Annotated in this window: 13 protein-coding genes; 1 reads left to right on the top strand and 12 read right to left on the bottom strand. The window is 66.7% G+C overall.

What is annotated here, in order from left to right; translation table 11 throughout:
- Nucleotides 1-42: 42 nt before the first annotated feature.
- The 12 genes from A9310_RS02825 to rplJ all read right to left on the bottom strand — a co-directional run bounded on the left by A9310_RS02825 (nt 43) and on the right by rplJ (nt 13,058).
- Nucleotides 43-1,284, bottom strand: a complete 1,242-nt coding sequence (locus A9310_RS02825; RefSeq protein ID WP_065629269.1) for an MCE family protein — start codon at nt 1,282-1,284, stop codon at nt 43-45.
- Nucleotides 1,281-2,624 (bottom strand): MCE family protein, encoded by a 1,344-nt coding sequence (locus A9310_RS02820; RefSeq protein ID WP_065629268.1) that lies wholly within the window; start codon nt 2,622-2,624, stop codon nt 1,281-1,283. Before A9310_RS02820 ends, A9310_RS02825 begins: the two co-directional genes overlap by 4 nt.
- The gene (locus A9310_RS02815) at nt 2,624-3,955 is read right to left on the bottom strand and encodes an MCE family protein (RefSeq protein ID WP_058253303.1); all 1,332 of its coding nucleotides are present in this window, start codon (nt 3,953-3,955) and stop codon (nt 2,624-2,626) included. Before A9310_RS02815 ends, A9310_RS02820 begins: the two co-directional genes overlap by 1 nt.
- The gene (locus A9310_RS02810) at nt 3,955-5,061 is read right to left on the bottom strand and encodes an MCE family protein (protein ID WP_065629320.1); all 1,107 of its coding nucleotides are present in this window, start codon (nt 5,059-5,061) and stop codon (nt 3,955-3,957) included. The genes A9310_RS02815 and A9310_RS02810 overlap by 1 nt, the downstream gene beginning before the upstream one ends.
- Nucleotides 5,062-5,066: 5 nt before the next feature.
- On the bottom strand, nt 5,067-6,149 hold the full coding sequence (locus A9310_RS02805) for an MCE family protein (protein ID WP_058253304.1): 1,083 nt from the start codon (nt 6,147-6,149) through the stop codon (nt 5,067-5,069).
- Nucleotides 6,146-7,513, bottom strand: coding sequence for an MCE family protein (locus A9310_RS02800; RefSeq protein WP_065629267.1), 1,368 nt, complete (start codon nt 7,511-7,513; stop codon nt 6,146-6,148). The genes A9310_RS02805 and A9310_RS02800 overlap by 4 nt, the downstream gene beginning before the upstream one ends.
- A gap of 1 nt (nt 7,514) precedes the next feature.
- Nucleotides 7,515-8,396: an ABC transporter permease gene (locus A9310_RS02795; RefSeq protein WP_058253306.1), complete on the bottom strand. Its 882-nt coding sequence runs from the start codon at nt 8,394-8,396 to the stop codon at nt 7,515-7,517.
- A 2-nt stretch (nt 8,397-8,398) separates the two neighbouring features.
- A complete protein-coding gene (locus tag A9310_RS02790; RefSeq protein ID WP_004023366.1) occupies nt 8,399-9,205 on the bottom strand; it encodes an ABC transporter permease in 807 nt (268 codons plus the stop codon).
- A 2-nt stretch (nt 9,206-9,207) separates the two neighbouring features.
- Nucleotides 9,208-10,434 carry an ABC transporter ATP-binding protein gene (locus tag A9310_RS02785; protein ID WP_065629266.1) on the bottom strand — a complete coding sequence of 409 codons (1,227 nt, stop codon included), beginning with the start codon at nt 10,432-10,434 and terminating at the stop codon, nt 9,208-9,210.
- Nucleotides 10,435-10,807: 373 nt separating this feature from the next.
- The gene (locus A9310_RS02780) at nt 10,808-11,767 is read right to left on the bottom strand and encodes a hypothetical protein (protein WP_065629265.1); all 960 of its coding nucleotides are present in this window, start codon (nt 11,765-11,767) and stop codon (nt 10,808-10,810) included.
- Nucleotides 11,768-12,050: 283 nt separating this feature from the next.
- Complete coding sequence (rplL, locus tag A9310_RS02775; protein WP_004019500.1) at nt 12,051-12,440, bottom strand: 50S ribosomal protein L7/L12; 390 nt, start codon at nt 12,438-12,440, stop codon at nt 12,051-12,053.
- A gap of 87 nt (nt 12,441-12,527) precedes the next feature.
- Nucleotides 12,528-13,058 carry a 50S ribosomal protein L10 gene (rplJ, locus tag A9310_RS02770; RefSeq protein ID WP_004019499.1) on the bottom strand — a complete coding sequence of 177 codons (531 nt, stop codon included), beginning with the start codon at nt 13,056-13,058 and terminating at the stop codon, nt 12,528-12,530.
- A gap of 279 nt (nt 13,059-13,337) precedes the next feature.
- Here rplJ and A9310_RS02765 point away from each other — a divergent pair, with 279 nt between their 5' ends.
- Nucleotides 13,338-14,525: a glycoside hydrolase family 76 protein gene (locus A9310_RS02765; protein WP_065629264.1), complete on the top strand. Its 1,188-nt coding sequence runs from the start codon at nt 13,338-13,340 to the stop codon at nt 14,523-14,525.
- The last annotated feature ends 147 nt before the right edge of the window (nt 14,526-14,672 follow it).

The raw sequence follows: 14,672 nt of genomic DNA, 5'->3' as shown, positions 1-14,672 counted from the left end.
GAGGTCCGATCAGGGGCGGCGACGCTCGTCGGGTGGTCGGGTCTAGCGCGGCCGGACGCCGAGCAGCGCTGCGAGCTGCTGGGCGAGCGGGTTGAGGTTGAGCTTGTCGGGATCCTTCTTGGGGGTGTTGTCCCACGGCTGCGGGTACGCCGGGTTGGCGTACTGGGCACGCTCGGCACTGCGGACACCCGTCGGATTACCGAACGGCACAGTACATTTCGCCTCGGTGTTGAACGCGAAGTCGTCGTAGTGGACGTCGAAGTCCGGGTTCTGGCGACGAGCCTCGGCCAACACCGCGTCGGTGCTCTCGTATCCGCGCGTACAGGCCGCGGGGTTGTTCGTCTCGAGGACGACACCGAAGTGGATCTGGCCGTCGCCCGGCGCGGGTGCGTGGCTGCCCGCCGACAGCGCGGAGAGCATCGCGAACGTCGTCGACGTCGTGTAGGTCGCCGGCTCGATCGTGCGGGCCACCTCGGCGAGATCCTTCACGACCTTCGACAGGTCGTTTCCGTTCTTCTGGATCAGCTCCGAGATCTGCGTCGCCGACAACGTGCCCGTGGTGAGCAGTCGCCGCAGGTCGGGATCGGCCGAGGCGAGGGTCGCGGTCACCAGGTTCAGGTTGCGAGACCAGGTCAGGATCGCGTCGGACTGGTCGGCCTGCGTGTCGAGCACGACGTTCGAGTTCTGGATGAGCGCGACCGTCTCGCTCAGGTTGTCGACGCCGGCCCGCGAGAGCTTGCCGAGCGAGTCGACGAGGCGGGTCAGGTTCTCGCCCTGGCCGTTGAACGCGTTGCCGAGTTCGGTGATGACCGTGTTCAGGTCGTCGACCGGGATCGAATCGGTGAAGTCGATCGCCGAGGCCACCACGTCCTCGAGCGGCTCGGGCAGCGCGTACTTGGTGATCGTGTCGCCGCCCTTCAGGTACGGCCCCTCCGACGACGTCGGCTGCAGATCGACGAACTGCTCACCGATCGCCGACCGGTTCGCGACGACCGCGGTCGCCGACGCCGGGATCTCCGGCCCACCCGAGTCGATGTCGAGAGCGACGTCCACACCGTCGGGCGTCAGCGTCAGCTTGCCGACGCGACCCACGGGCACACCCTGATAGGTGACCTCGGCGTTGGTGAAGATGCCGCCGGAGTCGGGCAGCTTGGCGGTGACGGTGTACATGCCGACACCGGCCAGTTTGTCCAGACGGGCGTACTTCGCGCCCACGTAGACCAGCGCCACCAGGCCGACGACGACGAACACGATCAGCTGGATCTTGACGAGCTTGCCGATCATCGTCCACCTCCTGACGGGTCGGATGCCGGGTTCCCGGCGGGCGCCGCCGGAGCGAGCCCCATGGCGGCCAGCGGACCGTCGAGGATGCCCTGACCGGGCACCGCCGGGGTCGGCATCTGACCGGCCGCATCGGCCGGCCGTGAGAACGAGGCGGGGTAGGTGCCACCCGACGGCGGGGTGTTCGGTCCCGGACGTGAGTTCGGGGCCGGCGGGAGCAGCGTGATCGTCGGCCAGCCGTAGCGCGGGCCGTTGCCGCGGTAATACGGGTTGCGCCGGTCGACCGGCACGTTCACCCGAGCGGGCGGGACGTACCTCGGGGTCCCCTGGCCGACACCGAGCGCCTCGAGCTGATTGAGCACGCGGAGGTCCAGCGTCATGAGCAGGTTGGTCGAGTCACCGCGCACACCCGGCAGCAACCAGTCCGGGAACGGATGCGTGAGCATCAGCGGCGCGGCGGTGATCAGATCCGGTGCCGCCGCGGCGAGCTGCGTCAGCACCGGCCGCAACGCCTTCAGGTCGTTGATCAGCGCCTTGCGCGACTTGCCCAGCACGTCGGTACCGACCTGGCCGAGCTCGTCGAGCTTGGTCAGCAGTTCGACGAACTGCGGACGCTGCTCCTCGAGCACCTCGACGCCCGCGGGCAGCTGCTTGAGGATGCGGTCGATCTGCGCGGTCTGCGCGGCGGTCCGGGTGGACAGCTCGGCCAGGCCGTCGATCGCGGTGATGATGTCGTCGCGCTGACGGTTGAGGCCGGCGATCAGGTCCTCGGTCTCGCCGATCAGGTCGCGCACCTTGTCTGTCCGGCCGTCGAGTGCCTTGTTGAGCTCGGTGACGATCGGCTGCAGCTGATTGAGGCCACCGCCGTTGAGCAGCAGCGCGAGCGCCCCGAGGACCTGTTCGATGTCGGTGGCGGTCCGTGTCCGCGACACCGGGATCGGCTGGTCCGGGTTCTGGCGCGGCGCGTCGGCACTGCCGTCGGGCTCGGTGAGCGACACGAACTTCTCACCGAGCAGCGAGGTCTGCTGCACGCTCGCCTCGGCCTCGTCGGACAGGTCGACGTTGTTCTGCACCTCGACGGTGACCTGGGCGAACCACTGATCGTCGGGCACCTCGACCTTGGTCACGCGCCCGACCGGGATGCCGTCGCGTTTGACCATCGACTGCGGCACGAGGTCGAGCACGTCGTCGAACTGGATCTTGTACGTGCGCGCGTTGTCGCCTGTGTTCACGCCGCCGGGCAGCGGGATCGACTGGATGCCGTTGGACATACAGCCGGTCACCAGCAGGGTCAGCGACAGCGCGGCGCCGGCCATCGCCGTACGCATCGACGTGCGGTTCATCAGTTGCCTCCCCGGGGTCGCGGGGTGGTCGACGAGGAGGCCGGGGCCCGCTCCGACGGCGGGTTGCCGATCTCCGGATCGGGGTTGCCCGGGACGGTGCCCGGCACCGGCGCACGCTGCAGTTTGTTGTTGCTCATGATGCCGAAGGGCAGCACGGGCAGCAGCGGCTCGAGGACGCCTTCCTGGATCTGCTCACCGATCTCCTCGCACTGGCTGATCAGCGGCCGCAGGGTGTCGCTGAACTGATCGGCGGCCGGGTTGCCCGGCAGCAGCTTGCCGAGGTCGAGCAGGCGACACTGGGCACCGATCAGATCCTGCAGGTCCGGGATCGTCAGGCGCATCGACAGCGTGCCCGACTCGGCGTCGTAGGCGTTGATCAGGTTGTTCACCGTGATCGGCAGCACGGTCAGGACCTCTTTGAGGTTGTTCTTCTGATCGAGCAGGGCCTGGGTCGTCGGCTGCAGGTCCTTCACCGTCTCCCCGATCTGCTCACGGTTGTCGGCAAGGAACGTCGCCACGTCGCCGAGAGCGATCGACAGCTTGTTCAGCGCCGCGGCGAGCTGCTCGCGCTCACCGGCGAGGAACTGGTTGAACGAGGCCATCTGTGTGTTGAACTGCCGCACCTGGGCGTCGTTCTCGCGCAGCGCGCCGACGAAGACGTTCAGGTTCTTGACGGTGTCGAAGAGGTTGCCGCGTGAGTCGCTGAGCGTCGTCGACGCCTTCGACAATCCCTCGATGGCCGCGCCGAGCTTCTCGCCGTTACCCTCGAGGTTCTCCGCGCCGGTGGTGACGAGTTCACTCACCGCACCCTGCCGACCGGTGCCGTCGGTCTTGTTGGCGCCGTCGGGGCCGAGTGCGTCGGACAGCTCCTTGACACTCGCGTAGATCTGGTCGACTTCCACCGGGACCATCGTCTGGTCGACGGAGAGGGTGAGGTCGCGCGGCGCCTTCTCCCCGCCCGTGTAGGCCGGGGTCAGCTGGACGTAGCGATCCGCGACGACCGACGGGATGATCTGCACCGCACGGACATCCGCGGGCAGCTCGACACCGCGGTCGACGGTCATCGTCACCTTGACGGTGTCGCCCTCCGGCGTGACCGAGTCGACCTTGCCGACCGCCACCCCGAGCACCCGGACATCGGAGCCCTCGTAGATGCCGACCGACCGCTTGAAGGTCGCGGTGATCTTGGTGGTGCCGACCGAGGTGAACACCCACCACAGCGCACCCGCGACGATGAGAGCGAGGATCAGCCCGATCACGAGCACCACGATGTGCCGCGGCGTGAACCAGCGACCGGGACCCGAGTTCTGGGTCAGGTCTGGTGCGGTCATCAGCCGACCCCCGTTCCGGCCTGGTTCTCCATGGCCTGCTTGTTCGGCGGCCGCGTCGTGTTCTGCTGCGGCAGCGCCGGCGGCAGGAGGTTCACGACCGACGACTCGAACCATCGACCGTTGCCGAGCACGTTCGCGTACAGGCGGTAGAAGGGCGCCATGTACTTGATCGAGTCGCGGATGTTCTGGTTCTGCCGCTGCAGCAGCTCGTTCACGCCCTTCAACGCGTCGAGTGCCGGTCCGATCTGTTCCTCGTTGTCGCGCACGATGCCGGTGAGCGAATCACCAAGGCTCGTGGTGCTGGCCAGCAACGCCGAGATGTTGCGCTGGCGGTTGTTCAGCTCGTCGAGCAACTGACCGGCGCCGCCGATGAGGCGCACGAACTCCTCGTTGCGGTCGGCCAGGATCTTCGAGGTGTCCTTCGTCGCGGCGAGCAGTCGCTGCACCTCTTGGTCGCGGCTCGAGATCGTCTGCGACAGACGGGCGATGCCGTCGAGCGCCGGTCCCGTGGTACCCGCGGTCCCCGAGAAGGTGTCCGACAGCACGCGCATCGACTCGGCCAGCTGGTCGTTGTCGAGTTCGCCGATCTGCTCGGCCGCACCGGAGAACGCCTCGATGACGTCGTACGGGGCGACCGTGTCGGTCAGCGGGACGTCGGGGTCGGCGGGCTCGCTGCCACGCGGATTCAGCGACAGGAACTTCTGACCGAGGATCGTCTTGATCTGGATCGTCGCCTGGGTCTGGTCACCGATCCAGGTGTTCTCCACCCGGAAGGTCACGTTGACGCGGTCCCCGTCCAGGGTGACGTCGTCGACCTCGCCCACCTTCACGCCCGCGACGCGGACCTCGTTGCCCGGCTTGAGGCCGGCGGCCTCGGTGAACTTCGCCGTGTAGCGCGCACCCGCGCCGAGCAGCGGCAGTTCGGCGAGATAGAACGAGCTGAGTCCGAGCATCATCAGGATGAGGATGCCGATGGCGCCGATGCTGACCGGGCTGCGCCGGCCACCGAAGCGCCGGTGCGGATGCTGCACCGGGGCGTCAGCCGCGTCGCGTTCGTCGTCGTTCACATTCGGGTCACGCGGATTCGGATCGTTGTTGTCTGCCATCGTGGTCACCCCCCTGGCCGGTCGTCGGCCCAGCAGCGCGTCGCCGCACTGGTGTAGAGCACATGGTTGATGTCGGGCAGCGGGACCAGCGGTTGCGTCAGCACCGGCGACTTGCCGTTGCCCGCCACCACGTCGATACCGCACAGGTAGAACTGGAACCAGGAACCGAATGTCGCTGCGCGGCCGATCTTCTGGAGCTTGATCGGCAGATTGGTCAGCGTCTCCTCGATGTCCTCGTCGCGCGCGTTGATCTGGTCGGCGAGCGACTTCAGGCCGGCGATGTCGCCCTGGATGGACGGCCGTGTCGCTCCGAGGATGTTCGCCGTGACCGAGGTCAGGTTGGAGACCGACGTGATCGCCGAACCCACCGAACCGCGTTGCGCCGCAAGGCCTGTCACGAGCTTCTCGGTGTTGTCGAGCAGGCTGGTGAACTGTTCGTCGTTGCGGTTGACGGTGTCGAGGACCTTGGTGAGGTTCGTGATCAGCTCACCGATGACCTTGTCCTTGTCGGCGATCGCGTTCGTCAGATCGGCGGTGTCGCTGACCAGACGGGTGATCGAACCGCCCTGACCGTCGAAGATCGCGATGATCTGCTCGGTCAGCTTGTTCACGTCGGAGGCCGAGAGTTGCTGGAACAGCGGTCGGAATCCGTTGAACAGCTCGGTCAGGTTGACCGGCGGGTGGGTGTCCTTGACGCCCGGGTTCAGACCGAAGGTGTGCCCCTGCGCGACCGTCTGCGACGGATCGCCCGCCCCGCGCTCGAGCGCGAGGTACCGGAGCCCGGTCAGGTTGCGGTAGCGGATGAAGAGCTGGGTCCCGTCCGGCAGCCGGTCGCGGTCGACGTTGAACGCGACCTTCGCCTTGTTGCGGTCGTAGACCTCGACGCTCTCGACCTGTCCCACACGCACACCGGCGATGCGCACGTCGTCGCCCGGGTTGAGCAGCGTGGCGTCGGTGAAGACGGCGTTGAACTTCGCGTCCCCGTCACCGCCCGCATTGGCGATGGTGACGGCGAGCAGACTCGTGGTCACCACCGTGACCACGCCGAAGATGACCAGCTTGATCAGCGGTCCGACGATCGACTTCATTTGATGTCGACCTTCGCACCCTGCAGCGCACCGCCGCCGATCATGGTCACCCAGGTGGGCACCTCTTCGGGCGCCTTGCCCGAGGTGGCGCCGTAGATGACCTGCAACTGCTTGCGGTAGTCCGGGTCGTCGAACGGATTGGACTCCACCGCAACCGGCTTCGCGCCCGGCGCCGCCGAGACCGAGCCCGCGGGCACGCCGCTGAATTGCGGCTGCGGCAGCTCGGGCATCGTGCGCGGGCCGGGGTTACGGGACGGGGGCTGGTAGCTGCCGTCGGCGAGCGAACCACCCGGGTACTGCGGGAACGGGCGGTTGCCACCCATCTTGGGGTCGTAGCACACGGCCGGCGGATCGAGGTCCATGAAGCGGGGTTCGTCCTGGTTCGGTAGGTAACGGCCACGGGGATTGGCGAACTGGAGGTTCACGCGCACACCCGGATTCTTGGTGCCCTGGCCGACGATCTTGCGCGACTCCGGGATCAGACCCGCGAAGTTGCGGAAGGTGCACACGAACGCCGGCGACTGCTTGGCGAGTCCGACGAGGAGTTCCTCGGAGTCGACGGCCAGGTCGATGAGGTCGGTGCGGTTGGCACGCAGCCAGCCGGTCAGGTCGTCGGACGCGACACCCAGGGTGGCGATGAGGGTCCGCAGGTCGTCCTGGCGTTCGACGATGGTGTTCGTCGTCGTGCGCAGGGAGTCGAGCGCGTCGACCACGTCGGGCAGCGCCTCGGAGTAGGTCTGCGAGAAGCTGGCCAGCCCCTCGAGGGTGCCCTCGAGTTCGGGGAGGTTCTCGTTGATCTCGCCGAAGATCTGGTCGAGTTCCTCCAGCGTCGTGCCCAGCTGTTCACCGCGGCCCGAGAGTGCCGACGACAGCGAGGTCAGCGTGGCGTTCAGATCCTGCGGCGGGATCGCCTCGAGGACCGGGAGCAGCTTGTCGAACAACTGCTGGATTTCCAGCGCGTTGCCGCTCTGGTCGGTCTGGATCGTCGCACCGTTGCTCAGCGTCGGCCCGGAGTTGTCCTCCGGCACCTGCAGGGCGACGTAGCGCTCGCCGAACAGGGTCTTCGGCAGGATGCGCGCGGTGGTCTCGGCCGACAACGTCGACGCCTGATCGGGGTTGAGTCCCAACACGACTTCGACGGAACCGTCGGGTCCGGGCTTGACCTCGCGCACCTCGCCGACGGTCATGCCGCGGGCCTTGACGTCGGCGTTCGCCGGCAGCGCGTTGCCGGTCGAGTCGGTCAGCAACGTGACGTCGGTGAACTCGGTGAACGTCTTGTTGAACTTGGTGATCGTCAAGGTGAGGAACAACGCGACCACGAGGAAGAAGACGAGTCCGAGCAACCGTTTACGCAGCAGCGTCACGCTAACCTCCCACTCGCACGGTTGTCGTGGTGCCCCAGATCGCCAGGCCGAGGAAGAAGTCCAGGACCGCGATCAGCACCAGAGCCGCTCGAACCGCGTGCCCGACGGCCACGCCCACACCCGCGGGACCGCCCGAGGCGTAGTAGCCGTAGTAGCAGTGCACGAGGATGATCACGAACGCGAAGACCAGCACCTTGCCGAACGACCACAAGACGTCGGCCGGTGGCAGGAACAGGTTGAAGTAGTGGTCGTAGGAGCCGCCGGACTGGCCGTTGAAGACCGTCGTCACCACGCGGGAGGCGAGGTACGCCGACAGCAGGCCGAGCACGTACAGCGGGATGACCGCGATGAAACCGGCGATCACTCGGGTCGACACCAGGAACGGGATCGACGGCACGGCCATCGTCTCCAGCGCGTCGATCTCCTCCGAGATCCGCATGGCGCCGAGCTGGGCGGTGAAGCCGCAACCGACGGTCGCCGACAGCGCGAGACCCGCCACCAGCGGCGCCACCTCGCGGGTGTTGACGTAGGCGGAGAGGAAGCCGGTGAGGGCCTGCGACCCGATCTGGTCGAGCGCGGCGTACCCCTGCAGGCCGACCACGACGCCGGTGAACCCCGACATCAGCACCATCACGCCGATGGTGCCGCCGATGACCGCGAGTCCGCCCGATCCGAACGCGACTTCGGCGAGCAGGCGCAGGACCTCGCGCGTGTAATGCACGATCGTCTTCGGCATCCACGCGAGCGTCCGGCCGTAGAACGACATCTGCTCGCCGGCGCCGTCGAGCACCTTCAGCGGCTTGCCCAGCTGCTTGCGGGCCTCGTACATGTAGTACTCGGGCCGGCTCTTGGCGATGGTCACACCGCCCCCACCTTCGGTCACGTCTAGCTCCCCTTCGGTGGGACGACCTGCAGGTAGACCGCAGTGATGATCAGGTTCGCCAGGAACAGCAGCAGGAACGTGATGACGACGCTCTGGTTGACCGCGTCACCGACGCCCTTCGGACCGCCCTTGGGGTTGAGGCCCTTGTACGACGCCACGACGCCGGCGAGCACACCGAAGATCGCGGCCTTCAGGGTCGAGACCCAGAGGTCGGGCAGCTGTGCCAGCGCACCGAACGACGCGAGGTAGGCACCCGGGGTACCGCCCTGGACGACGACGTTGAAGAAGTAACCACCACCGATGCCGATGACCGCGACCAGACCGTTGAGCAGCATCGCCACCAGGACCATCGCCAGCACACGCGGTACGACGAGGCGCTGGATCGGGTTGATGCCGAGCACCTCCATCGCGTCGATCTCCTCGCGGATGGTGCGCGAGCCGAGGTCGGCGGCGACGGCCGACCCGGCCGCACCCGCGATCAGCAATGACGTCACCAGCGGTGAACCCTGCTGGATGACGACGAGCACGCTGGCCGCGCCGGTGTAGGACTCCGCGCCGAGCTGCTTGATGAGCGAACCCGTCTGCAGCGAGACGATCGCGCCGAACGGAATCGCGATCAGGGCGGTGGGCAGGATCGTCACACTGGCGATGAACCACGCCTGCTGGATGAACTCCCGCCACTGAAACGGGCGCACAAAGGTCTGGCGTGCAACATCGACGAAGAGCTGAACGATATTGCCGGTCTGTGACAGGGCACCTGTCCCGGCTTGCGCGATTCGGTCGACGCCACGCGTGGTGGCACTGCTCATCCCTAGGGTGTCCGCCCTTCGTTCCCATCAGCACGATGGCTGGGCTTGGTCAGTGCATCACCGGGTGTGTGCCACTGTTCGGTCGGGGCATCGCTGCCGCCGTAGTCGATGACGTCGGTCTTCGAGTCCGCGACGGCGACGTTGCCCGGCGCGGTGGTCCACTCGCTGCCGGAACCGTTGTTGCCGGACGGGCCGTTGCCGTTCGCCATGTTGTCGGCGTGCGCGCGGCTCTCCTCGCGGATCTGGTCTTCCTGCTCCTGGCTGCGGCGGATCGCCTCCTGGGCGTTCTGGGGCAGGTCGGGCAGCATCGCGTGCACACGCTCGCGGTGCCGGGCGATCGCCTTGCGTTCGGGCATACCGGGATTGGGCTGCACCTGCGGAATGATCTCGGTGAAGTCCTCCTTGGTACCACCACCGGAGATACCCGCGGCCTGCATCGCCTCTTCCTGCTTCTGGACCGCCTCGTCCTTCTCCTCGGACATACCGATCGGACCGAACCGGTCACCGGAGAGGAACTGCTTGACCACCGGCTGCTCCGAGGTCAGCAACTGCTCACGCGGACCGAACATCACCAGTTCCTTGCGGAACAACATGCCGATGTTGTCCGGGATCGTCCGCGCGATGTTGATGTTGTGGGTCACGATCAGGATCGTGGCGTCGATCTGGGCGTTGATGTCGATCAGCAACTGCGAGATGTAGGCGGTACGCACCGGATCCAGACCCGAGTCCGGCTCGTCGCACAGGATGATCTGCGGGTCGAGGACCAGCGCGCGCGCCAGCCCGGCACGCTTGCGCATACCGCCGGAGATCTCACCCGGGAGTTTGTCCTCGGCACCGGTCAGACCGACGAGGTCGATCTTCTCCATCACGATGTCGCGGACCTCGTTCTCCTTCTTCTTCGTGTGCTCACGAAGCGGGAACGCGATGTTGTCGAACAGGCTCATCGACCCGAACAGCGCACCGTCCTGGAACAGCACACCGAACAGCTTGCGGATCTCGTAGAGCTCTTTGGCCGAACACTGCGTGATGTCGGTCCCGTCGATGATCACCGACCCCTGCTCCGGATGCAGCAGACCGATCAGGGTCTTCAGGAACACCGACTTACCGGTACCCGACGGACCCAGCAGCGCCGAAACCTCCCCCTCCGGCAGGGTCAGAGTGACATCACGCCAGATGTTCTGCGAACCGAACGACTTGGTGAGTCCTTCGACGCTGACCTCAACACCCACAACTTCCTCCAGACGATCGCTGCCCCCGAGGCGGCCACGGTGTGACCGCGCACCAACCGGCGGCATTTGTGGTTGGGGTCACTCTAACCGACCCGTCCCCGCCCACAACGCCGCCGCGTGGTTCTCGGTGATGGCTGCGGGAAACCTACCGCCCGGTAACTCTCGCCGCGACGATGACAATATCCGATCGTTCGCGGTGAGGGAAGTCGGGCCGGCCCCTCGATGTGACGGCCACCGCAGACCTGGGCTCCACCTGCGGAACACGATTTCGACGGCTCAGCACCGCGCGTCGGGGTCGAGGCGCGGGTGGTCGTCGTAAGTGCGTCGAATGCGTAAACGCATTCGATGGGGACTGTGTTAGCTCTGCGTACGGTCAGGCCGCGGGCGAACCTGTCGTCGTCAACCACGGTCGTAGTAGAGCCACGAGTTCTCGGCGTTCGAGAGTCGACCAGGTCCAGCGGATCACCATGATCCCAAGAGCGCGCAGCGCGTCCTCCCTGCGCTTCTCGCGGATCAATGCATCACGTGGCTCTTCGTCGGGGCGGAGTAGCCGACCGTACTTCTGGAGGCCGTCGAACTCACCGATCACCCGGCCGTCCCAGTCGAAGTCCGCTCGTATTTCTCCGTCCGGTGTCGAGAACGAGCTCTGCAGGCGGGGTGCCGGGAGTCCGGCGACGATCATCTGCGCGCGGCTCCACGACTCACCGACGCTTTCCGATCGACGGTTCGAACACGCCAGCGCTCTGCGAGCAGTGCCGACGTTCTTCCATCCCGTGCGTGCGTCGAGCATGGCCGCCATCGTGTCGTGATCCGCGTCCTTCGCCAGCGCCCGGTCGAAGACGACGACCCCCTGGGCGAAGTCACCGGCCATCGCGATGTCGACCGCGGTGCGTTCGACACTCGTGACCGACAATCCGTCCACTGTGACCGTCTCATCGCGGCCCAGCGGGCCGTTGTGGACATGACGGTGTCCGCGCACATAGCCGCCACTGGATTTCGCGGCCTTCGTCAGGTGCACCGTGGTGCGATCGGGATGCAGGGTGTCGAGCCCGAGAAGCGTGGCGGCCGATTCGTGACTCAGTGTCGAGATGCCGCGGTCGCGCGCCGATGTCGCCACGGCTATGGATCGGTGCCGGAAGAGCAGATCGGCGCCCGCCGGCCCCTCGAACCGCGCTCCCCCCTCGACCCACACCCCCGGCGCCAGCCGCAGGAGTTGACCGCGTCGGACTGCAGCGGCGACGACGTCGTCCCCGACACCGGCCCGCAGGGTCGCTTCCCGACGAACGAGACCGTATCGGTCGACGGGCAGTTCATGAGCGAAGGGCGCAGGCATGGGACTTGGACGCACGGACCGCCCCGTCGGTTTCATCCGCCGAGCCGGGTCTCCTACCGAGCCGGCCAACCTCTTGGTCGCATGCGACTTCATGTCGTCGATGCGACTTCGATCGAGGTCGCAACGACGAAACGAGATCGCATGCGACCTCAATTCGCGGGCCGGTGTGCGGGCGAACCCCGACCCAGCGCCCTCCCGACCCAGCGCCCCTCCCCGGGACAGCAACGAGCCCGGGACAGCGATGCTGTCCCGGGCTCGTGAAACGCTTGCGCGTGAGTCGGTCTTACTTGACCGAAACCTTGGCGCCGGCCTCTTCGAGCTTGGCCTTGGCAGCCTCGGCGGCCTCCTTGTCGACCTTCTCCAGCAGAGCCTTCGGAGCGCTCTCGACGAGGTCCTTGGCTTCCTTCAGGCCCAGGCCCGAGACGACCTCGCGGACGACCTTGATGACCTGGATCTTCTTGTCGCCGGCACCCTCGAGGATGACGTCGAACTCGTCCTGCTCGGCAGCAGCCTCGGCGCCACCGGCAGCCGGGGCACCGGCAGCGGCGACGGCGACCGGAGCCGCAGCGGTGACCTCGAAGACCTCTTCGAACTTCTTCACGAAATCGCTGAGCTCCAGCAGGGTCAGTTCCTTGAACTGATCGATGAGCTCGTCAGCGGTGAGCTTCGCCATGGTTGGCGTCCTTCCTGTCAGTCCCCGTACGGGGCTTTGGTGTTCATCCCCGTACGGTCCGGGGATTGGTGTGGTGCGGCGGACGACCTATTCGGTCTCGCCGGCTTCGTTCTTCTTCTCCTGCAGGGCCGCGGCCAGGCGCGCCACCTGCGAAGCCGGCTGGTTGAACAGACCGGCGGCCTTAGCCAAGTTGCCCTTCATGGCACCGGCGAGCTTGGCCAGCAAGACCTCACGGGTCTCAAGGTCGGCGATCTGCTCGATCTCGGCAATGGACAGCGCGCGGCCGTCCATGTACCCGCCCTTGATGACCAGCGCCTTGTTGTCCTTGGCGAACGTCTTGATCGCCTTCGCGGCCACGACCGGCTCACCTTCGATGAAGGCGATGGCGGTCGGACCGGTGAACAGCTCGTCGAGCCCTTCCACGCCCGCCTCAGCAGCGGCACGCTTCACCAGGGTGTTCTTGGCGACGGAGTAGGTTGCACCCTCACCGAGGGAACGTCGCAACGTGCTGATCTGGGTGACGGACAGGCCACGGTATTCCGTGACAACCGTCGCCGTGGAGCTCTTGAACTGCTCCGCGATCTCCGCAACTGCGGCGACCTTTTCGGACTTGGCCATACTTCGCCTCCTCTCCTCGTCACTATGAGTTGGTCGAGTCCAACAAGAGAGCGACGGGCATCGGGAGGCGAGCGAGGGCCAAGATGACAAACGCCCCGGCACACAGGCACGGGGCGTGAACGCACACACTGTTCGTGTGGAGCGACATTCCTCGTTCATCCTGCGTGGGCCGGCGACCTCGTCGCGCCTTCGTCCGGGAAATCCCGACGACCAACGGTCTCTGGTTGAACCGATACGACGCACGGGTGTGCATCACATCGACGACTAGGCTACGCGGACGTGGACGAACAATCCAAATCGTCGGACCTGCGGGACCCCAACGCCCGCGCACAGGCCGCCGCGGACGCCATCTACGACCGTCACCTGCAGCGGGCCTTCTGGCTGCCGGGGACACGTGCCGGAGCTGTCGCCTGGCCCATCGGGCGCGTGCAGGCCCAGTTCGGATCCTGGCATTACTGGTGGCAGGCACACCTCGTCGACCTGCTCGTCGACGCCGCGATCCACCGTGTCGGCTCGGACCGCTCCTTCGACCCCGACGTCGCCGACGACGCCAACCGGCTGCTGCGCGGCATCCGGATCCGCAACGGCGGCCGCTGGACCAACAACTATTACGACGACATGGCGTGGCTGGGACTGGCCATCGAACGCGCCGACCGGCACCTGCACCTCGACCATGCGGGCGGACTCCGCGTCCTCGCCGGGCAGATGCTCGACGCCTGGGTGCCCGCGGACGGCGGCGGAATCCCTTGGCGCAAAGCCGATCAGTTCTTCAACGCACCGGCCAACGGCCCGGCCGCGATCCTGCTCGCACGCACGGGTCACGTCGAACGCGCCGTGGCGATGTGCGACTGGATGGACGCCAACCTCGTCGATCCCGACACACACCTGGTCATCGACGGTCTCAAGAAGCTGCCCGACGGTTCGCTGAAGCCGGAGACCGGCACCTACACCTACTGCCAGGGCGTCGTGCTGGGCGCCGAACTCGAGGCGTTGCGGGCGACCGGAGATCGCCGGCACCTCGACCGGCTGGCCCGGCTGCTCGGCGCCGTCGAGCACCACTCCTGCACCGACGGGGTGATCAACGGCGGAGGTGGCGGCGACGGCGGCCTGTTCCACGGCGTGCTGGCCCGCTACCTCGCACTCATCGCCACCGACCTGCCCGAGGTCGACGGTTCGGATGAACTCCGTACGCGGGCAGCCCGGATCGTGACCCGTAGCGCGGACGCCGCATGGGCTCATCGCACCGAGTTCGCCGGCCGGGTGATCTTCTCCAGCGACTGGCGACGAACCGCGGTGATCCCGACCGACGCCGGCACGAAAGCCCAGTTCGTGGCAGGCGCCGTCAATCCGTCCGAGGTCCCGGAGCGGGATCTGTCGGTGCAGTTGTCGGCGTGGATGGTGCTCGAGGCGGCGGCCGCCATCGACCTGGGTTTACCTGAATGTGACCAGGAACACACACGGCCATGACCAAAAGACGCCACCTCGTTAGCCATCCGATACCGCCGCTGAGTTATCCTTCAGCGACTACGTGAAGTGACCTGGACCACACTGTAATCCGCAGCCAGCGGACGGGCCGGGAAGCAAGCGACCGACACGACGGGGTGTCGGTGTCCA

Source organism: Gordonia sp. UCD-TK1, assembly GCF_001691435.1.
GTDB lineage: Bacteria > Actinomycetota > Actinomycetes > Mycobacteriales > Mycobacteriaceae > Gordonia > Gordonia hongkongensis.
Note: the sequence above shows the minus strand (reverse complement) of the source record. Positions and strands in the feature narration are given on the sequence as shown.

Coding starts and splice junctions, on each gene's coding strand:
- A9310_RS02825 (WP_065629269.1), bottom strand. CDS start 1,284: ATGATCGGCAAGCTCGTCAAGATCCAGCTGATCGTGTTCGTCGTCGTC.
- A9310_RS02820 (WP_065629268.1), bottom strand. CDS start 2,624: ATGAACCGCACGTCGATGCGTACGGCGATGGCCGGCGCCGCGCTGTCG.
- A9310_RS02815 (WP_058253303.1), bottom strand. CDS start 3,955: ATGACCGCACCAGACCTGACCCAGAACTCGGGTCCCGGTCGCTGGTTC.
- A9310_RS02810 (WP_065629320.1), bottom strand. CDS start 5,061: ATGGCAGACAACAACGATCCGAATCCGCGTGACCCGAATGTGAACGAC.
- A9310_RS02805 (WP_058253304.1), bottom strand. CDS start 6,149: ATGAAGTCGATCGTCGGACCGCTGATCAAGCTGGTCATCTTCGGCGTG.
- A9310_RS02790 (WP_004023366.1), bottom strand. CDS start 9,205: ATGAGCAGTGCCACCACGCGTGGCGTCGACCGAATCGCGCAAGCCGGG.
- A9310_RS02780 (WP_065629265.1), bottom strand. CDS start 11,767: ATGCCTGCGCCCTTCGCTCATGAACTGCCCGTCGACCGATACGGTCTC.
- rplL (WP_004019500.1), bottom strand. CDS start 12,440: ATGGCGAAGCTCACCGCTGACGAGCTCATCGATCAGTTCAAGGAACTG.
- rplJ (WP_004019499.1), bottom strand. CDS start 13,058: ATGGCCAAGTCCGAAAAGGTCGCCGCAGTTGCGGAGATCGCGGAGCAG.